We start from the raw sequence: 20,267 nt of genomic DNA on the forward strand, positions 1-20,267 counted from the left end.
GGCGCTACCCCTGAGGCACAAAGTTGGTGGCGAAAAACCGGTGCCAGTTTTTGCCGCGGATTCCAGCGATTTCGTCGGGGGTCATGCCAACAGCGCGCAAGCCGTCGTCAATGTTGCCAAAATCGCGGTTGTCGCGGAACCACTCTGGCATGTCAGGAAAGCCGGGTTTGTCCGCCGAGCCTTCGCCATAATCGATGTCCTTGCTCCACCGACCAACGCGCATCCACTCAACGACACTGTCGGGCTGGTCCTGACACAGGTCAGTTCCGATGCCCAACTGCGCGACTCCGAATTGATCGGCGCAACGGGCGATCATTTCACAAAAATCTGGCAAGGTGCATTGCGATTTGCCCTTGAGATGATGGGGATAGATCGAGAACCCGAACATCCCACCATTTTCGGTTACAGCGCGGATGACATCCGCCTTTTTGTTGCGCAGGGCAGGGGCCCAAGCATGCGGATTGGCATGGGTGATCGCAATGGGACGTTCAGAAATATCGGCGGCTTGGATAGTGGATTTATCCGCTGAATGGCTCATGTCGATGACAAGACCAACGCGGTTCATTTCTTTGATAACCTGGCGGCCCATTCGGGTGATCCCGGTGTCTTCGGCCTCATAGCAACCTGTCGCCAAAAGCGATTGGTTGTTATACGTCAGCTGCATAAAACGCGCGCCCAAACTGTGCAGGATTTCGATCAGCCCGATGTCATCTTCCATTGGGCTGGGGTTTTGAAACCCAAAGAAAATGGCGGTGCGCCCAGTGTCGCGCGCTTTGTCGACGTCGCTGGCCCATTGTCCCTTCATGATCAGATCAGGATATTGCTCGAACCAGCGGTTCCATTGCTCAAAGTTCAAGACCGTTTCGCGAAACGTCTCATGATAGGCAATGGTGACGTGTACCGCATCCACGCCACCTTGGCGCAATTGCCGAAAGATTTTTTCTGACCAATTGGCGTATTGCAGACCGTCGATACGCATTATGCCGGTGTCCCCGCGCTGATATAGGCCGTCTTGACCGTCGTATAAAACTCGGCCGCGGCTTTCCCTTGTTCGCGTGGCCCATAAGAGCTGTCACCGCGCCCGCCAAACGGAACGTGGTAATCGGTGCCGGCGGTGGGCAGGTTAACTGTCACAACACCGGTGCGGGCGTTGCGACGGAAATGCGTGGCGCGGGCAAGGTTTTGGGTCACAATGCCCGAGGTCAACCCAAAGTTGGTGTCATTGACCACGCTCAGAGCTTCGTCATAGCTGCCGACCTTGATCACCGCTGTGAGGGGCGCAAACATTTCTTCCCGGTTGATCCGCATGGTGTTGGTCGTGTTCAAAAACACACCCGGTGCCATGTAGAAGCCGTCATGTGGCATGCCCAAACGGGTGCCGCCGCAGGCAAGTTCGGCCCCCTCAGCGCGGCCCAAATCAACATAGGCCAGGTTCTCATCAAGCTGTTGTTGGCTGACAACCGGGCCAATCTGGGTGTTGGCATCCAAGGCATGGCCGACTTGCATGGCCTTGGTCCCGGCAACCAGTTTTTCCACAAAGCTGTCGTGAATGGCGTGATGTACGATCAAGCGCGAAGATGCTGTGCATTTTTGACCGGTTCCGCCGAAAGCACCGCCCAATGCCAGAGAGACGGCCAAATCAAGGTCGGCATCGTCCATAACGGCCAGCGCGTTTTTTGACCCCATTTCCATCTGCACTTTTGTCAGGTTTTGGATCGCAGCTGTGGCGATCCCTTTGCCCACAGGAACCGATCCGGTAAAGGAAATGGCGTTTACCTTTGGGCTTTCGACCAAGTGCTGGCCGATGCTGCCACCGGCCCCCATCACAAGGCTGAACAACCCGTCGGGAATGTCTTGTTTTGCAATGATCTCGGCCAAGGCCACCGCCGATGCGGGGGTTGCATTTGCGGGCTTCCAAACCACGGCATTGCCATAACACAGCGCGGGCGCGATTTTCCAAGAGGCGGTCGCGGTGGGAAAGTTCCAAGGAGAGATGATGGCGACGACACCAACCGCCTCGCGGCGAACGTCCACTTCGACGCCGGGGCGGACGGAATCGGCGTTTTCTCCCAATTGGCGCAGGCATTCGGCGGCGTAATAAGTGAAAAACTGACCCGCACGGTATACTTCGCCTTTGCCTTCGACCAAGGGTTTACCTTCTTCGCGGCTTAGCAGCCTGCCAAGTTCTTCGGCGCGGGCCATCAGCTCATTGCCGATGTTCATCAAAACCGCTTGCTTGCGTTCCATGCCATAAGAGGCCCACAAAACCTGCGCAGCTTGTGCCTGATCCAGGGTCTCGTTCAACTGGGCAGTGGTGGCCTGGGTGAACAATCCGATCAGGTCGTTTTGGTCAGACGGGCTGCGATTTTCAATGTCACTTTCTCCGGCAACCCAGTTTCCAGCGATCAGATTTAGTTTGGTCTCAGACATTAGTTTTTCCACGCATTGATTGAGAAAAGGATGGACTCGCACTGCAGCATCAGTCAAATTTAAATAAATTAAGCCTACATCAGGAAAATTGAAGTCATGGCGATCAAGATCGAAATGCTGCGATGTTTCAGTGTTGTTGCCGAGGCTGGCAATTTAGCCGATGCCGCTGTGCGGCTGGGGCGTACTCAACCGGCCGTTTCAATGGCCCTGAAGCAATTTGAAGAAAGGTTGGGGCAACGGCTCTTTGTGAGTGATCGAAAAAGCCAATTGACACCTATCGGCCAGCAGATTTTTGCGCTGGCACAAACTGAATTGCGCCAGTTTGATGACACCGTCAAAGCGATTCAGACAGCGGCCAGCGCGCCAAAAAGCCTTGTTCGAATAGCGGCGGTTCCGTCGGTCGCGGGATTGGTTTTCCCGAGCATAGTTCAGCGGTTCAAAGATCTCTGCCCAGGGACCAAAATTGAGTTGCGAGATGCGGATTCCCAACAAGTTATCAACGCGTTGAGCCGGGGCACCGCTGACATCGGGATCGCCTCGGCGAACTATGAGTTGAATGGCGTCCAGAAAACACCCTTGTTTACGGATCGCTTTGGTTTGATCTGTTCGCGGCGACATCCGTTGGCGCAGCAACCGGGCCCGCTCAAACTGGGCGACATTGCCGCGGCTGATTATATAAAGAACGATCTGTGCGATATGATCGACTCTCAAGACTTCCAATTCTTGACGTCTCAAACAGATATTTCCGTCCGCAACACCTTGTCGCTTATTGCGATGGTCAAGTCTGACAGGTGGGTTACCATCCTCCCCAAAACCGTGCTGCATATTGCGCCTTCGGATTTGGTTTTCCGGGAGGTTTCGGATCTGTCAATGCAGCGGCAGGTGCATCTCTTTCTACGCGAGAAATCCCCGTTTTATGAATATGCAGAAAAGCTGGCCGGGCTGATCATGACCACGACATGGTCCGAAGATTGAGATGTTTTGATCGTCGCAAGACTGTCACCAGACTTCGGGGGCACGACATATCGTACTCAAACACCTAAGGCGCGGGACGCTAGACCTCGTTGGAGCCCTTCAGGTATCGCAGCACAAGTTCACCGCGCGTTGTTTCAAAGAAACCCGGACGTCCAACGAGCCAATAGCCAGCGCCTGACGTTAAAACATGAGGTGACATTCGGATCAGGCTTTTGCTGGCAAGCAGATCATCGACAATGCCCAACCACGCCAATGCAACCCCTTGGCCCGCCAGTGCCATATGCAGCGCAAGACCATGATCGTTAACAGAAATACGTTGGGCTGCCGGTGGCTGTTTTTGCCTTTGCTTGCGGCACCAGTCATTCCAACATAACCACCTATTCTCAGGATCATCCTGTTCGATAATCCGTGCTCCTTTGGGCCAATCAAACGGATCCTGGGATGAGACACGCCCGGCCAAGCCCGGCGCGGCCACCGGACAAACTTCCTCGAGTATCAAAAGCTCAGCATCAAACCCCGCCCAGTTTCCGCGACCAAAAACAATCCAGCAATCCGCGTTTTCCCCCCAAAGGTCGGCGTCCTTTTTGACGGTGATCAACTTGGTGTTGATATTCATTTCCTCGGACAGAATCGGCAGGCGTGGAGACAGCCAATAGGTGCCGATGCCGGGATAGGTGGCGATTGTGAAGCTGGGCATTTGTGCCGATTGCCGGAGGTCATTTGACGTTTGGCGAATGGCATCAAAGGCACGCGAAAGAGTGTCAAAAAGCTCATGCGCCTGGCCTGTTGGCACAGGCCGTCCCTGTCGCTTGTCGAACAAGACCACCCCTAGGTCTTCCTCCAAACGTTTGATCTGATAGCTAATTGCCGGTTGCTGAACATTCAGGGATTTCGCCGCCGCAGTAAAGCTTCGCAGGCGGTAGGCTTCTTCGAAAGCACGCAATCCCTTGAGTGTAGGCAGCGCTTGGGTCATTGAATTTTTCAATCCTCGTCGATTTTTTTTCCATATTTTCGGGCAGAAAATTTCGTTCTAAGCACTAGGCTAAGAAGCGCAGTAAAGCGATTAAAAACAGTCTGACACGCGCAGATGTTTTCATCGCAAAGCTTTCCAAACATATGAACGCCGGCTTGAAAATCGGCAATCAGTTGAATTTCGGGTGGTCTTTTTGGGAGGAGCGACCATGCAGTTTCACTATGATGGTCTGCCAAAGACCGACGCAAATTTTGTGCCTCTGTCACCTGTTTCGTTCCTTCACCGGGCCGAAAAATTGCATGGCAATCGGCCTGCAGTTGTGTACGGAGATATGAAGGTGAGCTGGGCGGATTTAGCCCGGCGCATTCGCGGCATTGCTGAAGGGCTTAGAGCGCTCGGAATCGGCAAGGGCGATACTGTTTCGGTCTTGTGTCCCAACATCCCGCAACTGTTTGAACTGCAGTTTGCGGTCCCCATGACCGGTGGTGTGATCAACACGCTGAACACCCGGCTGGAGCCGGAGACGATTGCCTATATTCTGGATCATGCCGACACCAAACTGGTGATCGTTGACACAGAGTTGGCGGGCACGCTGTCGCAAGCGTTTCAAAAGCTCGGACGCACGATCGAGACCGTCGAAATCATTGATCACAACGCGCCACGAGGGGCGAAATTCGGCGGCACACCTTTTGAAAACCTCGTTCAGCAAGACGCGCCGATGTCGCACTCGGGGCTTCCTGCGGATGAGTGGGACGCCATTGCGCTGAACTATACCTCAGGCACATCCGGGCGCCCCAAAGGTGTGGTTTATCATCATCGCGGGGCCTATTTGATGGCGATGGGAACCGTCGCCGCGTGGCAGGTTCCGCATTACCCAGTCTACCTAAGCGTTGTGCCAATGTTTCACTGCAATGGTTGGGGCCATCCCTGGGTTATGGCCATGCTGGGCGCGACAACCGTATTTACGCGAACACCGGGCCCTGATCTGCTTTTAGATGCGATCCGCACCCATGGCGTGACGCATTTGGGGGCGGCTCCGATTGTGTTGCAAAGGTTGGTCGACGCGGTCGATCAGGACAACATCCGCTTTGACCCCAAGGTGCGAGTTTTAACTGCGGGTGCTCCTCCGCCCCCGTCTGTTTTGGAAAAATCCCGCGCGGTTGGGCTTGATGTCATGCAAGTTTATGGGCTGACCGAAACCTATGGTCACATTGCCCAATGCCTGTGGCAGGGCGGTTGGGAGGAGGCAGAGCCGGCAGAGCAATCGCGGCTTCAGGCCCAACAGGGGATTGCCTTTCCGATGGTCCAAGAGGTCGCCGTAATTGACCGAAAGACCAGCACCGCTGTGGAGCAAAACGGCGAAACCCAAGGCGAGATCGCCATTCGCGGCAATACCGTTATGAAGGGGTATTACAAAGACCCCGACGCCACAGCGGAGGCGTTTGCCGATGGGTGGTTCTGGTCGGGAGATGGAGCCGTGGTTGACGGCGCAGGCTACATCCAGATCAAGGACCGCTTAAAAGATGTGATCATTTCGGGCGGGGAAAACATCTCTTCAGTCGAAGTTGAAGCGGTGATTCATGATCACCCGGCGGTTCTGGCCGCTGCCGTGATTGCCAAGCCTGACCCGAAATGGGGCGAAGTCCCCTGCGCTTTTGTCGAACTACGGGCCGAGACCTCGGCCAGCGCCGATGAGATCATCCGCTTTTGCCGCGCGCGGCTTGCTGGGTTCAAAACGCCAAAGTCGGTGGTTTTTGGCGATCTGCCGAAAACCTCCACCGGGAAAATCCAAAAATTCCAACTGCGCCAGATGGCGCTAGAAACGAGGTCCTGAATGTCTCTCCTTTCCCCATCCCGTCGCCTGCGTGAGACGCCCTTCTCGGCCGGAGTGAAGGCCGCAGGTGTCAAAGCCTATACGGTCTACAACCGCATGCTGCTGCCCACCGTGTTTGACGATGTTGAGCGTGACTACCACCACCTGAAAAACCACGTTCAGGTTTGGGATGTGTCGGTTGAGCGGCAAGTCGAATTGATCGGTCCTGATGCGTCAAAGCTGATGCAGCTTCTTACCCCACGTGATCTGACCAAGATGCAGGAAGATCAGTGTTATTATGTGCCGATCGTTGATCAAAAGGGACGGATGCTGAATGATCCCGTCGCGCTAAAGCACAGTGAGACACGCTGGTGGATTTCAATTGCCGACAGTGATTTGCTTTTGTGGGTCAAAGGGTTGGCGATTGGGATGGGCTTGGACGTGGACGTCTTCGAACCTGATGTTGCGCCGCTAGCCGTGCAAGGGCCTCGTTCTGGGCAATTGATGGAACGTATTTTTGGCGCGACCGTCCATGACATCCGCTTTTTCCGTCAAAAACGCCTGAGCTTTGGCGACACTTCGTTCATTGTGGCGCGCTCCGGCTATTCTAAACAGGGCGGATTCGAGATTTATGTCGAAGATCGTCGCTATGCGATGCCACTTTGGAACGCCCTGTTTGAGGCGGGTCAAGATCTTCATGTGCGTGCGGGTTGCCCCAATTTGATTGAGCGCATCGAAAGTGGATTGTTGAGCTATGGCAATGACATGTCCATGGAAAATACTCCTTTTGAATGCGGGTTGGACAAGTTCTGCAACGCACCTGAAACCGTCGATTTTATTGGCAAAGAGTCCCTAAGGATTGAAGCCGAAACCGGGCCCAGCCGCAAGATCAGGGCCGTTGCAATTGGTGGTGCCCCTGTCAGCGCCACCACCACCGCCTGGCCGCTGTTTCGCGGCGGTCAAACCGTGGGGCAGATCACGTCGGCGGCCTGGTCCCCGGATTTCCAGACCAACGTGGCCATTGCAATGGTTGAGTCAGGCTCTTGGGATGCAGGGACCGAAATGATGGCCGATACGCCAGAAGGGCAGCGAACCGCTACCGTCCAAACCGGTTTCTGGACGTAACCAAACCAGCATCCACACTGCAAGTCTCTCGGCGGGCATTCGTTCGCCGGGCGAGGAAATTCTTTGTCAAAAAGGCGAGGGTGCCCATGTCACCTTGTCACACCAGTTGACAGGTTGTAGGCTGTCACCCTGTTCCATGGCACGGTGTCGGATTACGTTATGAAGAAAAGTGCGCCTCAAGAAGCCAGCATCGAAGTGGCACCGATTACGCGTCAAAAGCTGTCGGACCAAGTTTATGATCGCCTATGGGAGATGATCGTTTCCGGCGATTTAGGGCCGGGTGACGTCATCCCGTCCGAGCGGGTTCTCATGGAGAAGTTTTCCGTTGGTCGTCCGGCCGTGCGTGAGGCATTGCAAGCTCTGGCCAGCAAGGGTGTGATCACGATTTCGCATGGTGAACGTAGCCGTGTGAATGAGCTTACGGCCACTATTGCGCTGGAACAGGTTGATGAGATCGCAAAGCTCTTATTGTCTGCGGAACCGTCGAACCTGGATCATCTCAAGCAGATAAGGAAGATTCTTGAGGCGGGGACCGTGCGGGTGGCGGCGGCCAATCGAAGCGACGAAGATCTGCGCAGCCTGCGCGCCCTTTTGGACAGGCAAAAGCGGCAACTGAAGAACACAAAGGGCTTTATTGAGGCCGATATCGAGTTTCATGCCGCGCTGGCCAATGCGTCGGGCAATCCGCTGTTGCAGGCGATCACACGGGCCATGCTCACATGGTTGTTTGAGTATTACAAACCGCTGCTGCATTGGTCTGGCCGCGAAGGCACGACCCTTCAAGAACATGAAAAGCTCATCCAGCATCTGGAGGCCCGCGACGCGGATGGTGCCGCGGCTTTGATGCGTGAACATTTGGATCGTTCGGATCCGCTCTACACCTCGTCCAACTCGTAAATTCATCGAACTTTGACTTGATTCGAGTGTCGCCAAGAAAAATTTCTTGGTGACGAGACGGGATGCCCGCCTGTCTGCATACAAGGTGGGTGTTCGTCCTTTTTACCTTAGGTGTCTGAGAGATATATTAAATATTGGCCGTTTCCTGACAAGGATGCGGCCAAATTCCGTTGGGTTATTCAAATTCTTGACAAGTTGGAGTAGTGATATACTGATTATACCAGTTGGCGAATGCGGCACCCCGGTGCCGGTGCCGACAGGAATAACAGTGCCGTGTTTTGAGCAGATCCCACGGCGGATCACCTGAGCCTCATGTGCTCGTGCTCAAAGCTTGGACGGAATAAAAAAGGGAGGACCACATGTTTAACAAAGTTCCAGCAACCATCCTTGCCAGCGCCGCTTTTGTCGCTGCCGCAGGATTCGCAAGCGCCGAAACAACACTGCGGATGCAGACACACTCGGGGCAATCATCGCCCTACGGCGTCGCGATCCAGAAATTCGTGGACAACGTCAGCACAATGTCCGGCGGCGATCTGGTGGTCGAAATGTTCTATGGGTCTTCGGTGGTTCCGTCGGCTGAAACCTTTGACGCGGCCAAGAATGGTATCCTTGATTGCGACATGACCAACGGGTCTTATCAAACCGGTAAAAACGCGGCGTTCCAGTTTGTCGCCGACACGATGGGGGGCTACGATACCCCACTCCAGTACCAAGCCTGGGTGCAGCAAGGTGGTGGTAAAGAAGCCGTAAATGAGCTTTATGCCTCGCATAACATGACCTTTATTGGGGCGCATGTCGGTGGTCAGGAATCGCTCAACTCGACCCGCCCGATCGCCAGCGTTGCAGATCTCAAAGGGTTCAAATTCCGGTCACCTCCGGGCATGGAATCCGACATCTTTGCGTCGCTGGGGGCATCGCCCATCGTTATGGACTTCACCGAGGTCATCACCGCATTGGAGTCAGGCATCATCGATGGGGCGGACGCGTCGACCTTGGCAACCAACCTGAACATCGGCGTTTATGACGTGGCCAAGCACACCACCTATCCCGGTTTCCACTCCATGTCGTCGGACCAGTTGGCTTGCCGGACCGACGTGTGGGAGGGGCTTTCGGAACAGCAGCGCCGGATCATTGAGGTTGCGCACACTCAGGTCGCGATGGATGTGATGATTTCGACCTTGGTCTTGAACGGCGAAGCTCTTGCCCAGATGGGCGACAAAGGGGTGACAACCTATAACTGGTCAAACGAAGACCGGGCAGCCTTCCGCGCTGCGGCTCAGGGGGCCTGGGCGGAATGGGGTGCCAAAACGCCAGAAGCGGGCGCGATGGTTTCCAGCCATGAAGCGTTCCTAAAACGGATCGGTCTGGCCGAGTAATCGGCTTCATCAGCCAATAGTTGGGTCGTCGGTGTCATGGGATGCCGACGATCTCACCAAAACTATTTGGCGCAGCATCCACTTAGACGTCGTTAGAGGCATCAATGATTGAGCATAAAAGAACCGGACCGCTTGACCTAATCACATGGGGAATTAGCCGCGTAACGATGTGGCTCCCGCTTTTTATTGTGTCGATCATTTTTCTCGAAGTTGTGCTGCGATACGTGTTTCAATCACCAACAATCTGGGTGAACGAAACATCGCTTTGGGTGGCAGGCATGGTGTATCTGACCGCCGGGCTCTATTCGATGCAACAACGCAGCCATATCCGCATTTTCATCCTTTATGATCTTGCGCCGCGATGGTTACGGCGAGTGTTTGATGTGATTTCAACCATATGTGTCTGTATCTTTGCCTTTGCGGTGATCTGGGGCGCATTTGACGACGCTGTTGGCAAGTTCATGACGTGGGAGCGTTTTGGAACGAAATTCGATCCACCGATTCCGGCGACACTTTATCCATTGATCCTGATCACGATGTTTTTGCTGGCGATCCAGTCGGTTTCGAACCTGATTTACGATTGGAATACAGATCAAGGCGAACGCCAGCATATCGAAGATCTTGGTGATCTGCTGCAAGACATTGGGGCCGATCACATTGACGCGCGCCCAACCGGGTCCACTGAGGATCATCCGATGGATGAGCCCACAGACCACGGTCAAAAATAACCAAAAGAAAACTTTAGGGAGGGTACCGCTGTGGACATCGGGACCATATCACTCATCCTGTTGCTTGGGATGTTGCTGTTGCTTGCCATCGGAATGCCGCTTGGCTTTGCATCCGGTTTTCTGGCCGTTGTGGTCATGGTTCTGAAATTCGGCCCGGACCTTTTGTTTAGCAATTTTGGCACTGGCCCGCTGAATATCCTCAGCAAACGTATCTATGGAATAACAACCAGTTACGTCCTGGTGTCGGTGCCGCTCTTTATATTTATGGCCAATCTGCTTGAGCGATCTGACATCGCCCGAGACATGTACACGACGCTTGACAGCTGGATGAGCCGCACGCGCGGTGGGATTGCAGTAGTCACAGCGATGATGGCCATCGTGATGGCGGCGATGTCCGGTATTATTGGTGGCGAAGTCGTCCTGTTGGGGTTGATTGCCCTGCCGCAGATGTTGCGGCTTGGCTATGATCAGAACCTTGCCATCGGAACGATCTGCGCGTCTGGATCCCTTGGGACGATGATCCCGCCGTCGATCGTTTTGATTTTCTACGGGTTGATCACTGAAACCTCGATCCACGCAATGTTTCAGGCCTCCTTTGTTCCCGGCTTTATCCTTGCCGGGTGCTATATTGCCTACATTCTAATCCGAACGAACCTTCAGCCTGAGTTGGCTCCGCTGCCTGAACCGTCTGAGACGGATCTCACCGGGCGGCAAAAGAAAGTCTATGGCCTTGCGCTTGTGGCCATCCTCATAGGCGGCGCTGCGGCGATCATGTTGTTGCGGGCCATATACTTCAACACTGTTGGGACGCCTGAGATTGACACAGGCAACATCAGCCAAGGGTTTATCATCAAATCCGCAATTGTCGCATTTGGCCTAGGAGCGTTTCTTGTGTTTGGTATCGGTTTGGACCAGACCAAGGCGGCTTGGAACAATGGCAAAGGCATGGTGGCCCCGTTGTTGATCGTCTTTGTGGTGCTTGGCTCGATCTACGGCGGGATTACCGGGATCACCGAAGCCGCCGGAATTGGCTCTGTGGCGGTCCTTGTGTTGATCATCATGCGCGGAGAATTCTCCTGGACCCTGTTGCGCGAAGCCTCAATGAGGACCTTCAAATCCACAGGCACCATCCTGTGGGTCACGATTGGGGCAACCGCTCTGGCCGGGGCCTACACCATTGCCGGCGGGCCGACCTATGTCGCCAATATGATTGTCGGGCTGGATATGCCGACCATGGGTATCTTGCTGATCATGATGCTGGTTTTCCTGTTCATGGGGGCATTCATGGACTGGACAGGCATCGTGTTGCTGGTCATGCCCGTGTTCCTTCCTATCGTGCTCAAACTGCCGCGCGACGAGCTTGGCCTGTTTGGCGGGTTGGATAGCCAGATGGCGGTGCAGGTTTGGTTTGGTGTTTTGTTCTGCGTGAACATGCAGGTAAGCTTTTTGTCGCCCCCGTTTGGTGGCGCAGCATTTTATCTCAAATCCGTCGCGCCGCCGCATATCACCCTGCCAGACATTTTCAGAAGCTTCCTGCCCTTCATCGGCATTCAGCTCGCTGTTTTGATGCTGATCTTGCTGGTGCCGCAGATCACGACGCTCTTTCTCCACTAATCAAAAGTTGAATGTCCAGACATGAACACGTCCAAGATCAATCCGGCACGAATTGAGGCTGACTATCTGATCGAAACTGCCTTTGATCCTATGGAGGCGGCCCAGATCATGGCAGGTGAGCAATCCTCTGGCACGTTCCTTGCAGTTCCTGGGGAAACCCCCGAACTCAAGGCGCGCTCTGCCGCACGGGTTGAAGCCCTAGAGGTTTTCGAAACCGGCATGGAGCCGACATTGCCGGGGTCCGGCCTCCCAGAAACAGGGGACGAGACACGCACCAGAGCACGGGTCACCCTGTCATGGCCGATCGACAATCTTGGTGTTTCATTGCCAAACCTGATTGCGACGATTGCTGGTAACTTGTTTGAACTCAAGCCGTTTTCGGGTCTTCGACTGGTGGACGTAAGGTTGCCTAACGCCTTTGCAGATGCCTATCCGGGGCCCAAGTTTGGCATAGCGGGCACGCGGCGTTTGTCCGGCGTTGAGGGGCGGCCCTTAATCGGGACAATCATTAAGCCGAGCGTCGGTCTCTCGGCGCAAGAGACTGGTGCCCTGGCGGTCGAGCTGTGTGCAGGGGGTATCGACTTTATCAAGGATGATGAGTTGCAGGCAGATGGCCCTGCTTGCCCGTTTGAGGATCGGGTGCGCGCCGTTATGGACGCGGTCAACCAGCAGGCTGACAAGACCGGCAAGAAGGCCATGGTTGCCTTTAATCTGACCGGTGAAATTGATGAGATGCGTCGTCGGCATGACTTTGTTTTGGCCCAGGGCGGCACCTGCGTGATGGCCAGTCTGACAGCTGTTGGCATGTCCGGCATGATCGCGCTTGGCCGGCATAGCGAGCTGCCGATCCACGCCCATCGTTGTGGTTGGGGCGCGTTGACCCGAGACCCGATGCTGGGTTGGTCCTATCCAGCGTGGTCCAAATTATGGCGGCTTGCCGGGGCTGACCACATGCATGTGAACGGGCTCGACAATAAATTCACCGAAGCCGATGACAGCGTGATTGCCTCCGCCAGATCGCTCACCGAGCCGTTGTTTGACAAACAGCCCATGCGGGCGGTCCCGGTCTTCTCCTCTGGGCAAACCATTCGGCAAGCTGCGGGGACCCTCAAGGCGGTTGGCTCTCCTGACTTGATCGTAACAGCCGGTGGTGGGGTGGTGGCGCATCCTGATGGGGTTGCCTCTGGTGTCAGGGCCATGTGCGATGCATGGGATGCTGCGATGCAGGGGATTGACCTCGCGGAATATGCCAAAGACCACCCCGCGCTGTCATCCGCGCTCACGATTTATTGAGGGCGATGGCATGGCTCCTCTTTTGACATTCTACGGTGACGATTTCACCGGCGCCTCTGCGGTGATGGAGGTCCTGAGCTTTGCAGGCCTGCGCACCATGTTGTTCCTGAACCCGCCCAGCAAAGCGGACCTGGCCAAGTACCCCGGGTTGCAGGCCGTGGGGGTCGCGGGGGTTGCTCGATCCCAAAACCCGGACTGGATGCGCGCCAACCTCCCGCCTGTCTATCGGGCCTTGGATCAGCTTGGCGCACCTGTGTTGCATTACAAAGTCTGTTCGACATTCGATTCATCGCCTGAAATCGGTTCCATTGGTGTTGCCGCCGAAATTGGCCGCTCCATCCGCCCAAGCGACTGGAACCCGCTGGTTGTGGGCGCACCCGCAATGGGGCGCTTTCAGGCCTTTGGAAATCTCTTTGCCGCGGCTGGAACCGGGGTCTTTCGCCTAGATCGTCACCCGGTCATGGCGCGCCATCCGGTTACTCCAATGGCCGAGGCTGATCTTGGCCGGCATCTGTCAAAACAAACCGATCTGCCTGTGGGTATGGTGACCCTTGCCGATATGAAGACAGGCCAGGCCGATGCTGCGCTGACCCAAGCCCGCGCGGACGGAGCCTCTATTGTGGCCCTAGATGCGGTTGATGAGGAAACGTTGGCCGAGGCCGGTCGGTTGATCTGGCAGGACGGAGAAACCCCGGTTTTCGCGCTTGGCTCACAGGGGGTCGAATATGCGCTGGTCGCGTATTGGCAACAAACGGGGATGTTGCCCAATGACCTCGTGCCAGCCCCGTTTGCCCCTGTTGATCAGCTTTTCGCGGTTTCGGCATCGGTTGCTGCAACGACGGCCGATCAAATCGCATGTGCCGTTGCAAGCGGTTTTCACTTCATTCAATTCGACGCAACAGCTGCGGTTGATCTGGGACGGTTGGACGCTGAATTTGACAGAGTGCGCCGTGCCAGCCTGTCGGCTTTGTCCGAAGGCCGCGATGTGTTGGTTGCCACCGCACGAGGGCCGGATGACCCCGCCGTGGCGGCCATGTCTGAGGCGATCACAACATCCGGGCAGGCGGCCGGTGCTGTCAACGATCAGCTCGGGGCAGCGCTTGGTCGGCTTGTTTCGGACATCCGTACCAAAACTGGTTTGCCACGGATTGCGATTGCCGGTGGCGACACGTCTGGCCATGCCCTCACCGCGCTTGGGGCCGAGGCTTTGTCAGCCGTTGCGCCATTGGCACCGGGTGGCCCGCTGTGCCGAGTACATGCCAGCACCAGCCCGGTCATCGACGGGCTTCAGGTCGCTCTCAAAGGTGGCCAGATCGGGCGACCGGAATTTTTCATTCAGACCAAATGCGGCCTGAACACTTAGACATCACAAAAACCGATCTCGCGAATACGGGTTCGACAGATCAAGGAGACAAAAAATGACAACGATTGCTTTGTTTGGTGCAGGCGGCAAGATGGGGGTTCGTCTTGCAACGAACCTGACCAAGACGGATAACGACCTTCTTTTTGTTGAAGTGAGCCCGGAGGGCAGGGAGCGGCTCAAGGCGGAAGCCGGATTGGAATGCGTCACTCAGGAAGAGGCATTGAGCCGCGCGGATGTGGTGATCCTTGCTGTTCCGGATCGGCTTATCGGCAAAGTTCTCTCTGGGTTTGTCAGTGATCTCAAACCCAATACGGCCGTTATTATGCTTGATGCGGCGGCCCCCCATGCCGGAACTCTGCCCGCGCGTGACGACATCACCTATTTCGTCGCACACCCCTGTCATCCGCCGTTGTTCAACGATGAAACGGATCTCGACGCAAAGAAGGATTACTTTGGCGGCATCAAAGCCAAGCAGCATATCATTTGCTCACTGGCCCAAGGGCCAGAGGAGCATTACCAGTTGTGCGAAGATATTGCGCGTGCCTTTTATGCGCCGGTCATGCGCTCCCACCGTTGTACCGTTGAACAAATGGCAATCCTCGAACCGGCCTTGTCGGAATCTGTCGGAGCGACATTCGCAAAGGCGCTCGCGGATGCGACACAGGCCGCTGCAGATCGGGGCATCCCTTATCAGGCGGCTGAAGATTTCATGCTTGGCCATTTGACGATTTTGCTCGCGGTTGCCTTTGGCCATCAACCCGGCGGCAAGCTCTCGGATGGCTGCCTGTTGGCAATTGAAGAGGCCGAGCCGGTGATCTTCAAAGAAGGATGGCTGGACAAGGTCTTTGATCCTGCATCGGTCAAAGCATCCGTGGAATCGATCTGCCGATAGGGGCGGATTTCGCATGATGTGTCCCATTGGACACCGGCGCGGGATTGAGTGATCAATCCTGTGGCGCCGGTGTCGTGTGGGGCGGTTCGGGCATGTTCGTGGAAATCAGCAACCTAGTTTTGCAAGGCGATACGTCAGGCACCCTTTGCACCGTTTTCAATAATACGTATCCGGGGCCTTGCCGTTGCGGGTGCCAACAGGCTGGACCCTTGGGCGACCAAGCCGCCCAACGTGCCCCACTCAATTCCGCCTATGGCCTTGGAATAACGGGCACTTGAACATCGGAATAGGGGCATCGGAACAAACTTGTTCCACCAGAGCGAACGCGCCGAAAATTTCAACGCCTCCCGAAATTCCCCCGCATTGAGAAGGGGTTGGGAATTGTGATCTGCGAAGATGGGAAGGGTTGAAACAGGTGTTGCGTTGACGGCCAAACGATAGACACTTCTGCGATGTTGAGAAGCTACTTCGCCCATTGTAGCCTTGGAAACAGGGTCGCGATCGTTCACGAGTTGGAAAATCAATAATGCTGGAAGAGCGGGATCATGTCCTTTCGTTATTGAGCGCCAAGTTGGATCAGGCTTCCGAGTTCGGCGGGCAAACTGTCTTTCTTTGCGGTGAGGCAGGGATCGGCAAAACCTCTGTCATCGAAGCGTTTCTAACCACTTTGCCGACAGACACCCGCCGCGCCGTCGGCTTGTGTGATCCGCTGCATACCCCAAGACCTCTTGGCCCTATTCGCGACATCTTTGACAAGCTGTTTGCAACGCACTCAGAAAGCCAAGACGAATGGCACTTTTTTGACAGCTTTATCACGCGGGCAGCAGGGTTTCATGGCCAAGCCGTGCTGGTGATCGAAGATTTGCATTGGGCCGATCAGCGTAGTCTCGATTGGCTGAGCCATGTTGGGCGACGTATCTCCCAACTGCCAATCTTGTTGATTGCAAGTTATCGGGACGATGAAATTCCCGTGGTGCATCCTTTGCGAACTGTTTTGGCCGCCATTCCAGCAGGGCAAAAATCACAAGTGACGCTGTCGCCTCTGTCTCAGGGGGCTGTCCAAAAAATCTCGTTAGACAGCCAGTTCTCAACCCGCCAGTTGATGGCGGCCACAGGGGGCAACCCTTTCTTTCTGAACGAGATTTTGAACCATAATTACGGGGGCGGGCCTGTTCCGACCTCTGTCTCTGATGCCGTTAACGCCAAAATAAACGCCTTGCCCGAGGAGGCCCGAAAGCTGCTTGAATTGGTGTCTTGCTTTCCGAGCACTGCGCCCATGCACAACCTGCGTGTTTTGGCGGGGCCGAGCGTCTCAAATGATTTGGAAGAGCTCTGTGATCGCCGGTTTATTGTCCTCTCAGGCGATAATGCAAAGTTTCGCCATGAGCTGGCACGGTTGGTGGCCTATGACCGCATGTCCGGCACAGGCAAACAGGCCAAACATGCGCAAATCGTGTCCGTCCTACTTCGGGACGGGCCTGTAGCACAGGCTGATGTGTTGGTCCATCATGCCCATTGCGCCAAAGATGGGCATACAACTTTAAAATATGCTCCGCGTGCGGCTGAGCAGGCCGCAGCTTTGGGGGCGCATAAGGAAGCCGCGCAACATTATAAATCAGCGCTCGAATTCGTCTCCTTGGCGGACACGCAGGTTGCCGCCGAGATTTACGAAAAATTCTCATATGAAGCTGGGTTGGCTTTGGGAATTGACGATGCGGTGATCGAGACACGGGAACAAGCCATCGAACTCTGGCGTTCCTTGCACCGGCCTGAAAAAGTTGGAGAAAACCTTGCTTGGCTGTCGCGGTCACATTGGTATCGCGGCAATGCAAAGCAAGCGCAGATCTATATTGAAGAGGCCATCGACATTCTCGAAACGCAGGCCCAACACGCAGTCACCGCGCGCGGCAAAGCCTTTGCTCTTCGGGCGCAGTTTTGCATGCTTCAAGACCGCATGGAGCAAGCGGTTGAGTGGGGGGAGCGTGCGCAGGGTTTGTTGGCACAAGGTGACGATTTTGAAATGCAGGCGCATGCCCTGAATACAATCGGCACAGCGAAATTGTTTCGGGGCGATATCGAGGGGGAGCCGTTGCTTCGGGAGAGCCTTCGCATTTCGTTGGAGCACAGGTGTCACGAACAGGCTGCGCGCGTGTATACCAATCTGTCGGAATGTCTGATCGAACTGCGCCACTTCGATAAGGTCGATCCGTTGCTGGAAGACGGCATCGCCTTTGATCAGGCGCATGATTTGGATGCTTGGACCTATTATTTGATCGGGCGAAAGGCTCAATTGCGGTTTGAGCAGGATCGGTATGTCGATGCGCTTCGGATTTGCGAAGAGATTTTGAAAATCGAAGACCAAACCCTGTTGATGCAAATGCCAGCACGGATAGTCCGCGCCCGCGCAAGTTTGCGGGTGGGGGCGGAAAACGCGCTGGACATGTTGACAGAGGCGCTTGAGTCAGCCCAAAAAATCAATGAACCTCAATATCTTAGCGCAATCCACATCGCGTTGATCGAAGCGGCGGTTTTGCTGTCAGATCAAACACTGGCACACGCCTCTGTTGCTTGGTTTGAGACCCTCGAGTCTGGTTTGCTCAGCCCTTGGAAACAAGGCGAATACCTTTTTTGGAAGGCAATTGCCTTTGAAACGGAGCCGGAAGACATACCAAACAACTTGCCCACCCCGTTCTTGCAGGCGGTGCGGCGGGAATATGATACGGCGGCCTTAGGGTTTGAGGCGGAGCAGTCGCGTTACCTGTCGGCGTGGTGTTTATCGTTGACAGATGACGCCATGGCTCAAGTGCAGGGCGACGAGATTTTGGCCCAGATTGGCTCAGTTGCGGCCCGCAAAACCCTTCGCCAGAACTCAGATCGTTGGCCGCGCCACGGGGTATTGCCAAAACTTGCGAGAGGGCCTTACGGACCGGCACGCCAACATCCTTATGGGCTTAGCGCCAAGGAACAAGCGGTGCTGGCGCTCTTGGTTCAGGGGCTGTCAAATGCGGATATTGCCGAAACGATGTCCCGCTCAGTGCGCACAATAGAAAACCATGTCTCATCCATTTTGGGAAAATTGAACTGCAGCAAACGCGTTGATGTTTTGATTTTGGTCCAAGATGAGCCAGGGATCGTTTCAGGGCAAAATACCCCCGAAAATTGAGTAGCTGCTCGCCCAAAAATGAGTAGAGCAACTCAGGTAAGTGCTGCCGGGCTGGCATATAGTCTTTTATTATGATCGCAATTGATGTTTCGCGCGTGGTCACTGATTTTTCAGTGCGGGTGGGCAATCTCTTTTTAATTGCGTGCAGAATTTAATTGAAATGAAATTTGGTTAGTATGCAGGAGTGGACTTGTGAAGAATAAGACTCTACAGAAAAAATTGACGCTATGTACGGCAACCCTCATGGCATCCCTTTGCTTTTCTCAAGTTGCAATTGCAGCAGAATGGACGCTCACAGGGGTGGGCGCATGCCGCACGCTGGCAAACACCAACGTGAATCCCATTTCCGTCAAGCGCAACATTAGCTGGAATAAATGCCGTCAAAGTTGTGAGCAAAACGAAAATTGTATGGGCGTCGAATATAATCTGCGACCAGATCGCTCTGTTTGCGAGCTTCATGGCACCCAAGTGCAGGCCGGACCAGCCGGGCAAACGGACCGTGTTCTGACATGCTGGGCCAAGGATTTTGTGCCGGCCGGGTAAATAGACCGCTCCCGCAACTATTTGTAAAAAGGAAATTATTATGAAAACCCTCATCACCTGTACTTTGGCCGCGCTGCTATTGACCACACCGGCAATCGCGCAAAATACCTTGAAGAGCAATGAACCGGATTCGCCGGTTCAGGTGCAAAGCGGATCGTTTAAATCCAAAACCCGGCGCGAAAAAGTTGTAACCTGCGGTGCGGAGTATTGCTATTGCGATTCAACGCAAGGCTTTGAATGCACAACAATGGTACTTGCGTCTTGTGGGGCCAACGCGCTTGAAGACGTGGGCGATGACGTAAAAAGATGTCGTAAATCAGGCCACTAAAATAGGGGCCCGAATTCGAATGAACGTGTAAAGAAAAACTGATATATAGGTGAAAAATGACTTTTACCAAAATCGCCGCGAGTGCCGTCTTATTATCCATTGGGTTCACAGCACCAGCTTTTGCCGTGAGTTGCCAATTGCCCAGCAAGAAAAAGCCATCAATGAGCTTCTCACTGGCAAGTCAGGCCCCGCAATCCTGGAAAACCGGCAAGACCCCCAAACGCTTGGCTCTGGGCTTGGCAAAACGTGGTCGAAACACTGGCAAGGATACTCAGGATGCATCCCATCCGTTGGACGGCGTCGAATTCATATGCGACGACTGGATTGCCATTTGTGCCAATGATGATTGCACGCATGGTGTCGTAGAATGTGATGGTGACTGTATCGACTTTTGAGCCATGGGCTCCCGCCTTGGCGACGGGCAATCGCCTTGCGTTCAGACGGATCAGACTTCAAACGGCGGATCATTGTGAACGACCGTCGTTTGTTTTGCTCATCGAGCAAGCCACCGTAAATTGCATGGGCCTGCGGACAGGTTTGACGCAACTCGGGTCGCGCACTTTTGTTCGACACATCGCAAATTCCATGGGGCATGTCGTTTCTGGGGCAGGGGACCGATGCGCCGGGCACGGGGAGGTCACAACGGCGGCAAATATTGCGGTTGGTTTACTGCGTGATTAACGGCATAGATGGCTTAGAAACGAAGTGCGCTCTTGCCACTTGCCGCCGGTCTCTGTAACTCGTCTCAGGCGTA

The 20,267-nt window shown here is 54.8% G+C and carries 17 protein-coding genes; 14 read left to right on the plus strand and 3 right to left on the minus strand.

What is annotated here, in order from left to right; translation table 11 throughout:
* Positions 1–4 precede the first annotated feature (4 nt).
* Positions 5–979 (minus strand): membrane dipeptidase, encoded by a 975-nt coding sequence (locus ACRBB0_RS23340; RefSeq protein ID WP_431376881.1) that lies wholly within the window; start codon positions 977–979, stop codon positions 5–7.
* Positions 979–2,430 (minus strand): aldehyde dehydrogenase family protein, encoded by a 1,452-nt coding sequence (locus ACRBB0_RS23345; protein WP_431376882.1) that lies wholly within the window; start codon positions 2,428–2,430, stop codon positions 979–981. Before ACRBB0_RS23345 ends, ACRBB0_RS23340 begins: the two co-directional genes overlap by 1 nt.
* A gap of 96 nt (positions 2,431–2,526) precedes the next feature.
* Between ACRBB0_RS23345 and ACRBB0_RS23350 the strand changes: the two genes are divergently transcribed.
* The gene (locus ACRBB0_RS23350; RefSeq protein ID WP_431376883.1) at positions 2,527–3,405 is read left to right on the plus strand and encodes a LysR family transcriptional regulator; all 879 of its coding nucleotides are present in this window, start codon (positions 2,527–2,529) and stop codon (positions 3,403–3,405) included.
* A 79-nt stretch (positions 3,406–3,484) separates the two neighbouring features.
* Here the strand turns inward: ACRBB0_RS23350 and ACRBB0_RS23355 are convergent, their stop codons facing one another.
* Positions 3,485–4,378 carry a LysR family transcriptional regulator gene (locus ACRBB0_RS23355; protein ID WP_431376884.1) on the minus strand — a complete coding sequence of 298 codons (894 nt, stop codon included), beginning with the start codon at positions 4,376–4,378 and terminating at the stop codon, positions 3,485–3,487.
* Between the two features lie 208 nt (positions 4,379–4,586).
* Here ACRBB0_RS23355 and ACRBB0_RS23360 point away from each other — a divergent pair, with 208 nt between their 5' ends.
* The 13 genes from ACRBB0_RS23360 (at position 4,587) to ACRBB0_RS23420 (ending at position 19,908) form a co-directional block, all read left to right on the plus strand.
* Positions 4,587–6,212 (plus strand): AMP-binding protein, encoded by a 1,626-nt coding sequence (locus ACRBB0_RS23360; protein WP_431376885.1) that lies wholly within the window; start codon positions 4,587–4,589, stop codon positions 6,210–6,212.
* The gene (locus ACRBB0_RS23365) at positions 6,213–7,316 is read left to right on the plus strand and encodes a dimethylsulfoniopropionate demethylase (RefSeq protein WP_431376886.1); all 1,104 of its coding nucleotides are present in this window, start codon (positions 6,213–6,215) and stop codon (positions 7,314–7,316) included. It begins immediately after the preceding gene.
* A 159-nt stretch (positions 7,317–7,475) separates the two neighbouring features.
* On the plus strand, positions 7,476–8,213 hold the full coding sequence (nanR, locus tag ACRBB0_RS23370) for a transcriptional regulator NanR (RefSeq protein WP_431376887.1): 738 nt from the start codon (positions 7,476–7,478) through the stop codon (positions 8,211–8,213).
* 359 nt (positions 8,214–8,572) lie between these two features.
* Complete coding sequence (locus ACRBB0_RS23375) at positions 8,573–9,589, plus strand: TRAP transporter substrate-binding protein (RefSeq protein WP_431376888.1); 1,017 nt, start codon at positions 8,573–8,575, stop codon at positions 9,587–9,589.
* 104 nt (positions 9,590–9,693) lie between these two features.
* Positions 9,694–10,317: a TRAP transporter small permease subunit gene (locus ACRBB0_RS23380; RefSeq protein WP_431376889.1), complete on the plus strand. Its 624-nt coding sequence runs from the start codon at positions 9,694–9,696 to the stop codon at positions 10,315–10,317.
* 30 nt (positions 10,318–10,347) lie between these two features.
* Positions 10,348–11,931, plus strand: a complete 1,584-nt coding sequence (locus ACRBB0_RS23385; RefSeq protein ID WP_431376890.1) for a TRAP transporter large permease — start codon at positions 10,348–10,350, stop codon at positions 11,929–11,931.
* 21 nt (positions 11,932–11,952) lie between these two features.
* Positions 11,953–13,224 carry a ribulose-bisphosphate carboxylase large subunit family protein gene (locus ACRBB0_RS23390; RefSeq protein ID WP_431376891.1) on the plus strand — a complete coding sequence of 424 codons (1,272 nt, stop codon included), beginning with the start codon at positions 11,953–11,955 and terminating at the stop codon, positions 13,222–13,224.
* Between the two features lie 10 nt (positions 13,225–13,234).
* Positions 13,235–14,587 (plus strand): four-carbon acid sugar kinase family protein, encoded by a 1,353-nt coding sequence (locus ACRBB0_RS23395; protein WP_431376892.1) that lies wholly within the window; start codon positions 13,235–13,237, stop codon positions 14,585–14,587.
* Between the two features lie 55 nt (positions 14,588–14,642).
* The gene (locus ACRBB0_RS23400) at positions 14,643–15,479 is read left to right on the plus strand and encodes a phosphogluconate dehydrogenase C-terminal domain-containing protein (RefSeq protein WP_431376893.1); all 837 of its coding nucleotides are present in this window, start codon (positions 14,643–14,645) and stop codon (positions 15,477–15,479) included.
* A 526-nt stretch (positions 15,480–16,005) separates the two neighbouring features.
* Positions 16,006–18,642 carry a helix-turn-helix transcriptional regulator gene (locus tag ACRBB0_RS23405; protein ID WP_431376894.1) on the plus strand — a complete coding sequence of 879 codons (2,637 nt, stop codon included), beginning with the start codon at positions 16,006–16,008 and terminating at the stop codon, positions 18,640–18,642.
* 192 nt (positions 18,643–18,834) lie between these two features.
* On the plus strand, positions 18,835–19,185 hold the full coding sequence (locus ACRBB0_RS23410; protein ID WP_431376895.1) for a PAN domain-containing protein: 351 nt from the start codon (positions 18,835–18,837) through the stop codon (positions 19,183–19,185).
* Positions 19,186–19,225: 40 nt separating this feature from the next.
* Positions 19,226–19,513 carry a hypothetical protein gene (locus tag ACRBB0_RS23415; protein ID WP_431376896.1) on the plus strand — a complete coding sequence of 96 codons (288 nt, stop codon included), beginning with the start codon at positions 19,226–19,228 and terminating at the stop codon, positions 19,511–19,513.
* A 161-nt stretch (positions 19,514–19,674) separates the two neighbouring features.
* Positions 19,675–19,908 (plus strand): hypothetical protein, encoded by a 234-nt coding sequence (locus tag ACRBB0_RS23420; protein ID WP_431376897.1) that lies wholly within the window; start codon positions 19,675–19,677, stop codon positions 19,906–19,908.
* The last annotated feature ends 359 nt before the right edge of the window (positions 19,909–20,267 follow it).

This window comes from Pelagimonas sp., assembly GCF_050633425.1.
Classification (GTDB): Bacteria; Pseudomonadota; Alphaproteobacteria; order Rhodobacterales; family Rhodobacteraceae; genus Pelagimonas.

Coding starts and splice junctions, on each gene's coding strand:
- ACRBB0_RS23375 (WP_431376888.1), top strand. CDS start 8,573: ATGTTTAACAAAGTTCCAGCAACCATCCTTGCCAGCGCCGCTTTTGTC.
- ACRBB0_RS23390 (WP_431376891.1), top strand. CDS start 11,953: ATGAACACGTCCAAGATCAATCCGGCACGAATTGAGGCTGACTATCTG.
- ACRBB0_RS23350 (WP_431376883.1), top strand. CDS start 2,527: ATGGCGATCAAGATCGAAATGCTGCGATGTTTCAGTGTTGTTGCCGAG.
- nanR (WP_431376887.1), top strand. CDS start 7,476: ATGAAGAAAAGTGCGCCTCAAGAAGCCAGCATCGAAGTGGCACCGATT.
- ACRBB0_RS23340 (WP_431376881.1), bottom strand. CDS start 979: ATGCGTATCGACGGTCTGCAATACGCCAATTGGTCAGAAAAAATCTTT.
- ACRBB0_RS23380 (WP_431376889.1), top strand. CDS start 9,694: ATGATTGAGCATAAAAGAACCGGACCGCTTGACCTAATCACATGGGGA.
- ACRBB0_RS23355 (WP_431376884.1), bottom strand. CDS start 4,378: ATGACCCAAGCGCTGCCTACACTCAAGGGATTGCGTGCTTTCGAAGAA.
- ACRBB0_RS23345 (WP_431376882.1), bottom strand. CDS start 2,430: ATGTCTGAGACCAAACTAAATCTGATCGCTGGAAACTGGGTTGCCGGA.
- ACRBB0_RS23395 (WP_431376892.1), top strand. CDS start 13,235: ATGGCTCCTCTTTTGACATTCTACGGTGACGATTTCACCGGCGCCTCT.
- ACRBB0_RS23420 (WP_431376897.1), top strand. CDS start 19,675: ATGAGCTTCTCACTGGCAAGTCAGGCCCCGCAATCCTGGAAAACCGGC.
- ACRBB0_RS23360 (WP_431376885.1), top strand. CDS start 4,587: ATGCAGTTTCACTATGATGGTCTGCCAAAGACCGACGCAAATTTTGTG.
- ACRBB0_RS23415 (WP_431376896.1), top strand. CDS start 19,226: ATGAAAACCCTCATCACCTGTACTTTGGCCGCGCTGCTATTGACCACA.
- ACRBB0_RS23400 (WP_431376893.1), top strand. CDS start 14,643: ATGACAACGATTGCTTTGTTTGGTGCAGGCGGCAAGATGGGGGTTCGT.
- ACRBB0_RS23405 (WP_431376894.1), top strand. CDS start 16,006: ATGCTGGAAGAGCGGGATCATGTCCTTTCGTTATTGAGCGCCAAGTTG.
- ACRBB0_RS23365 (WP_431376886.1), top strand. CDS start 6,213: ATGTCTCTCCTTTCCCCATCCCGTCGCCTGCGTGAGACGCCCTTCTCG.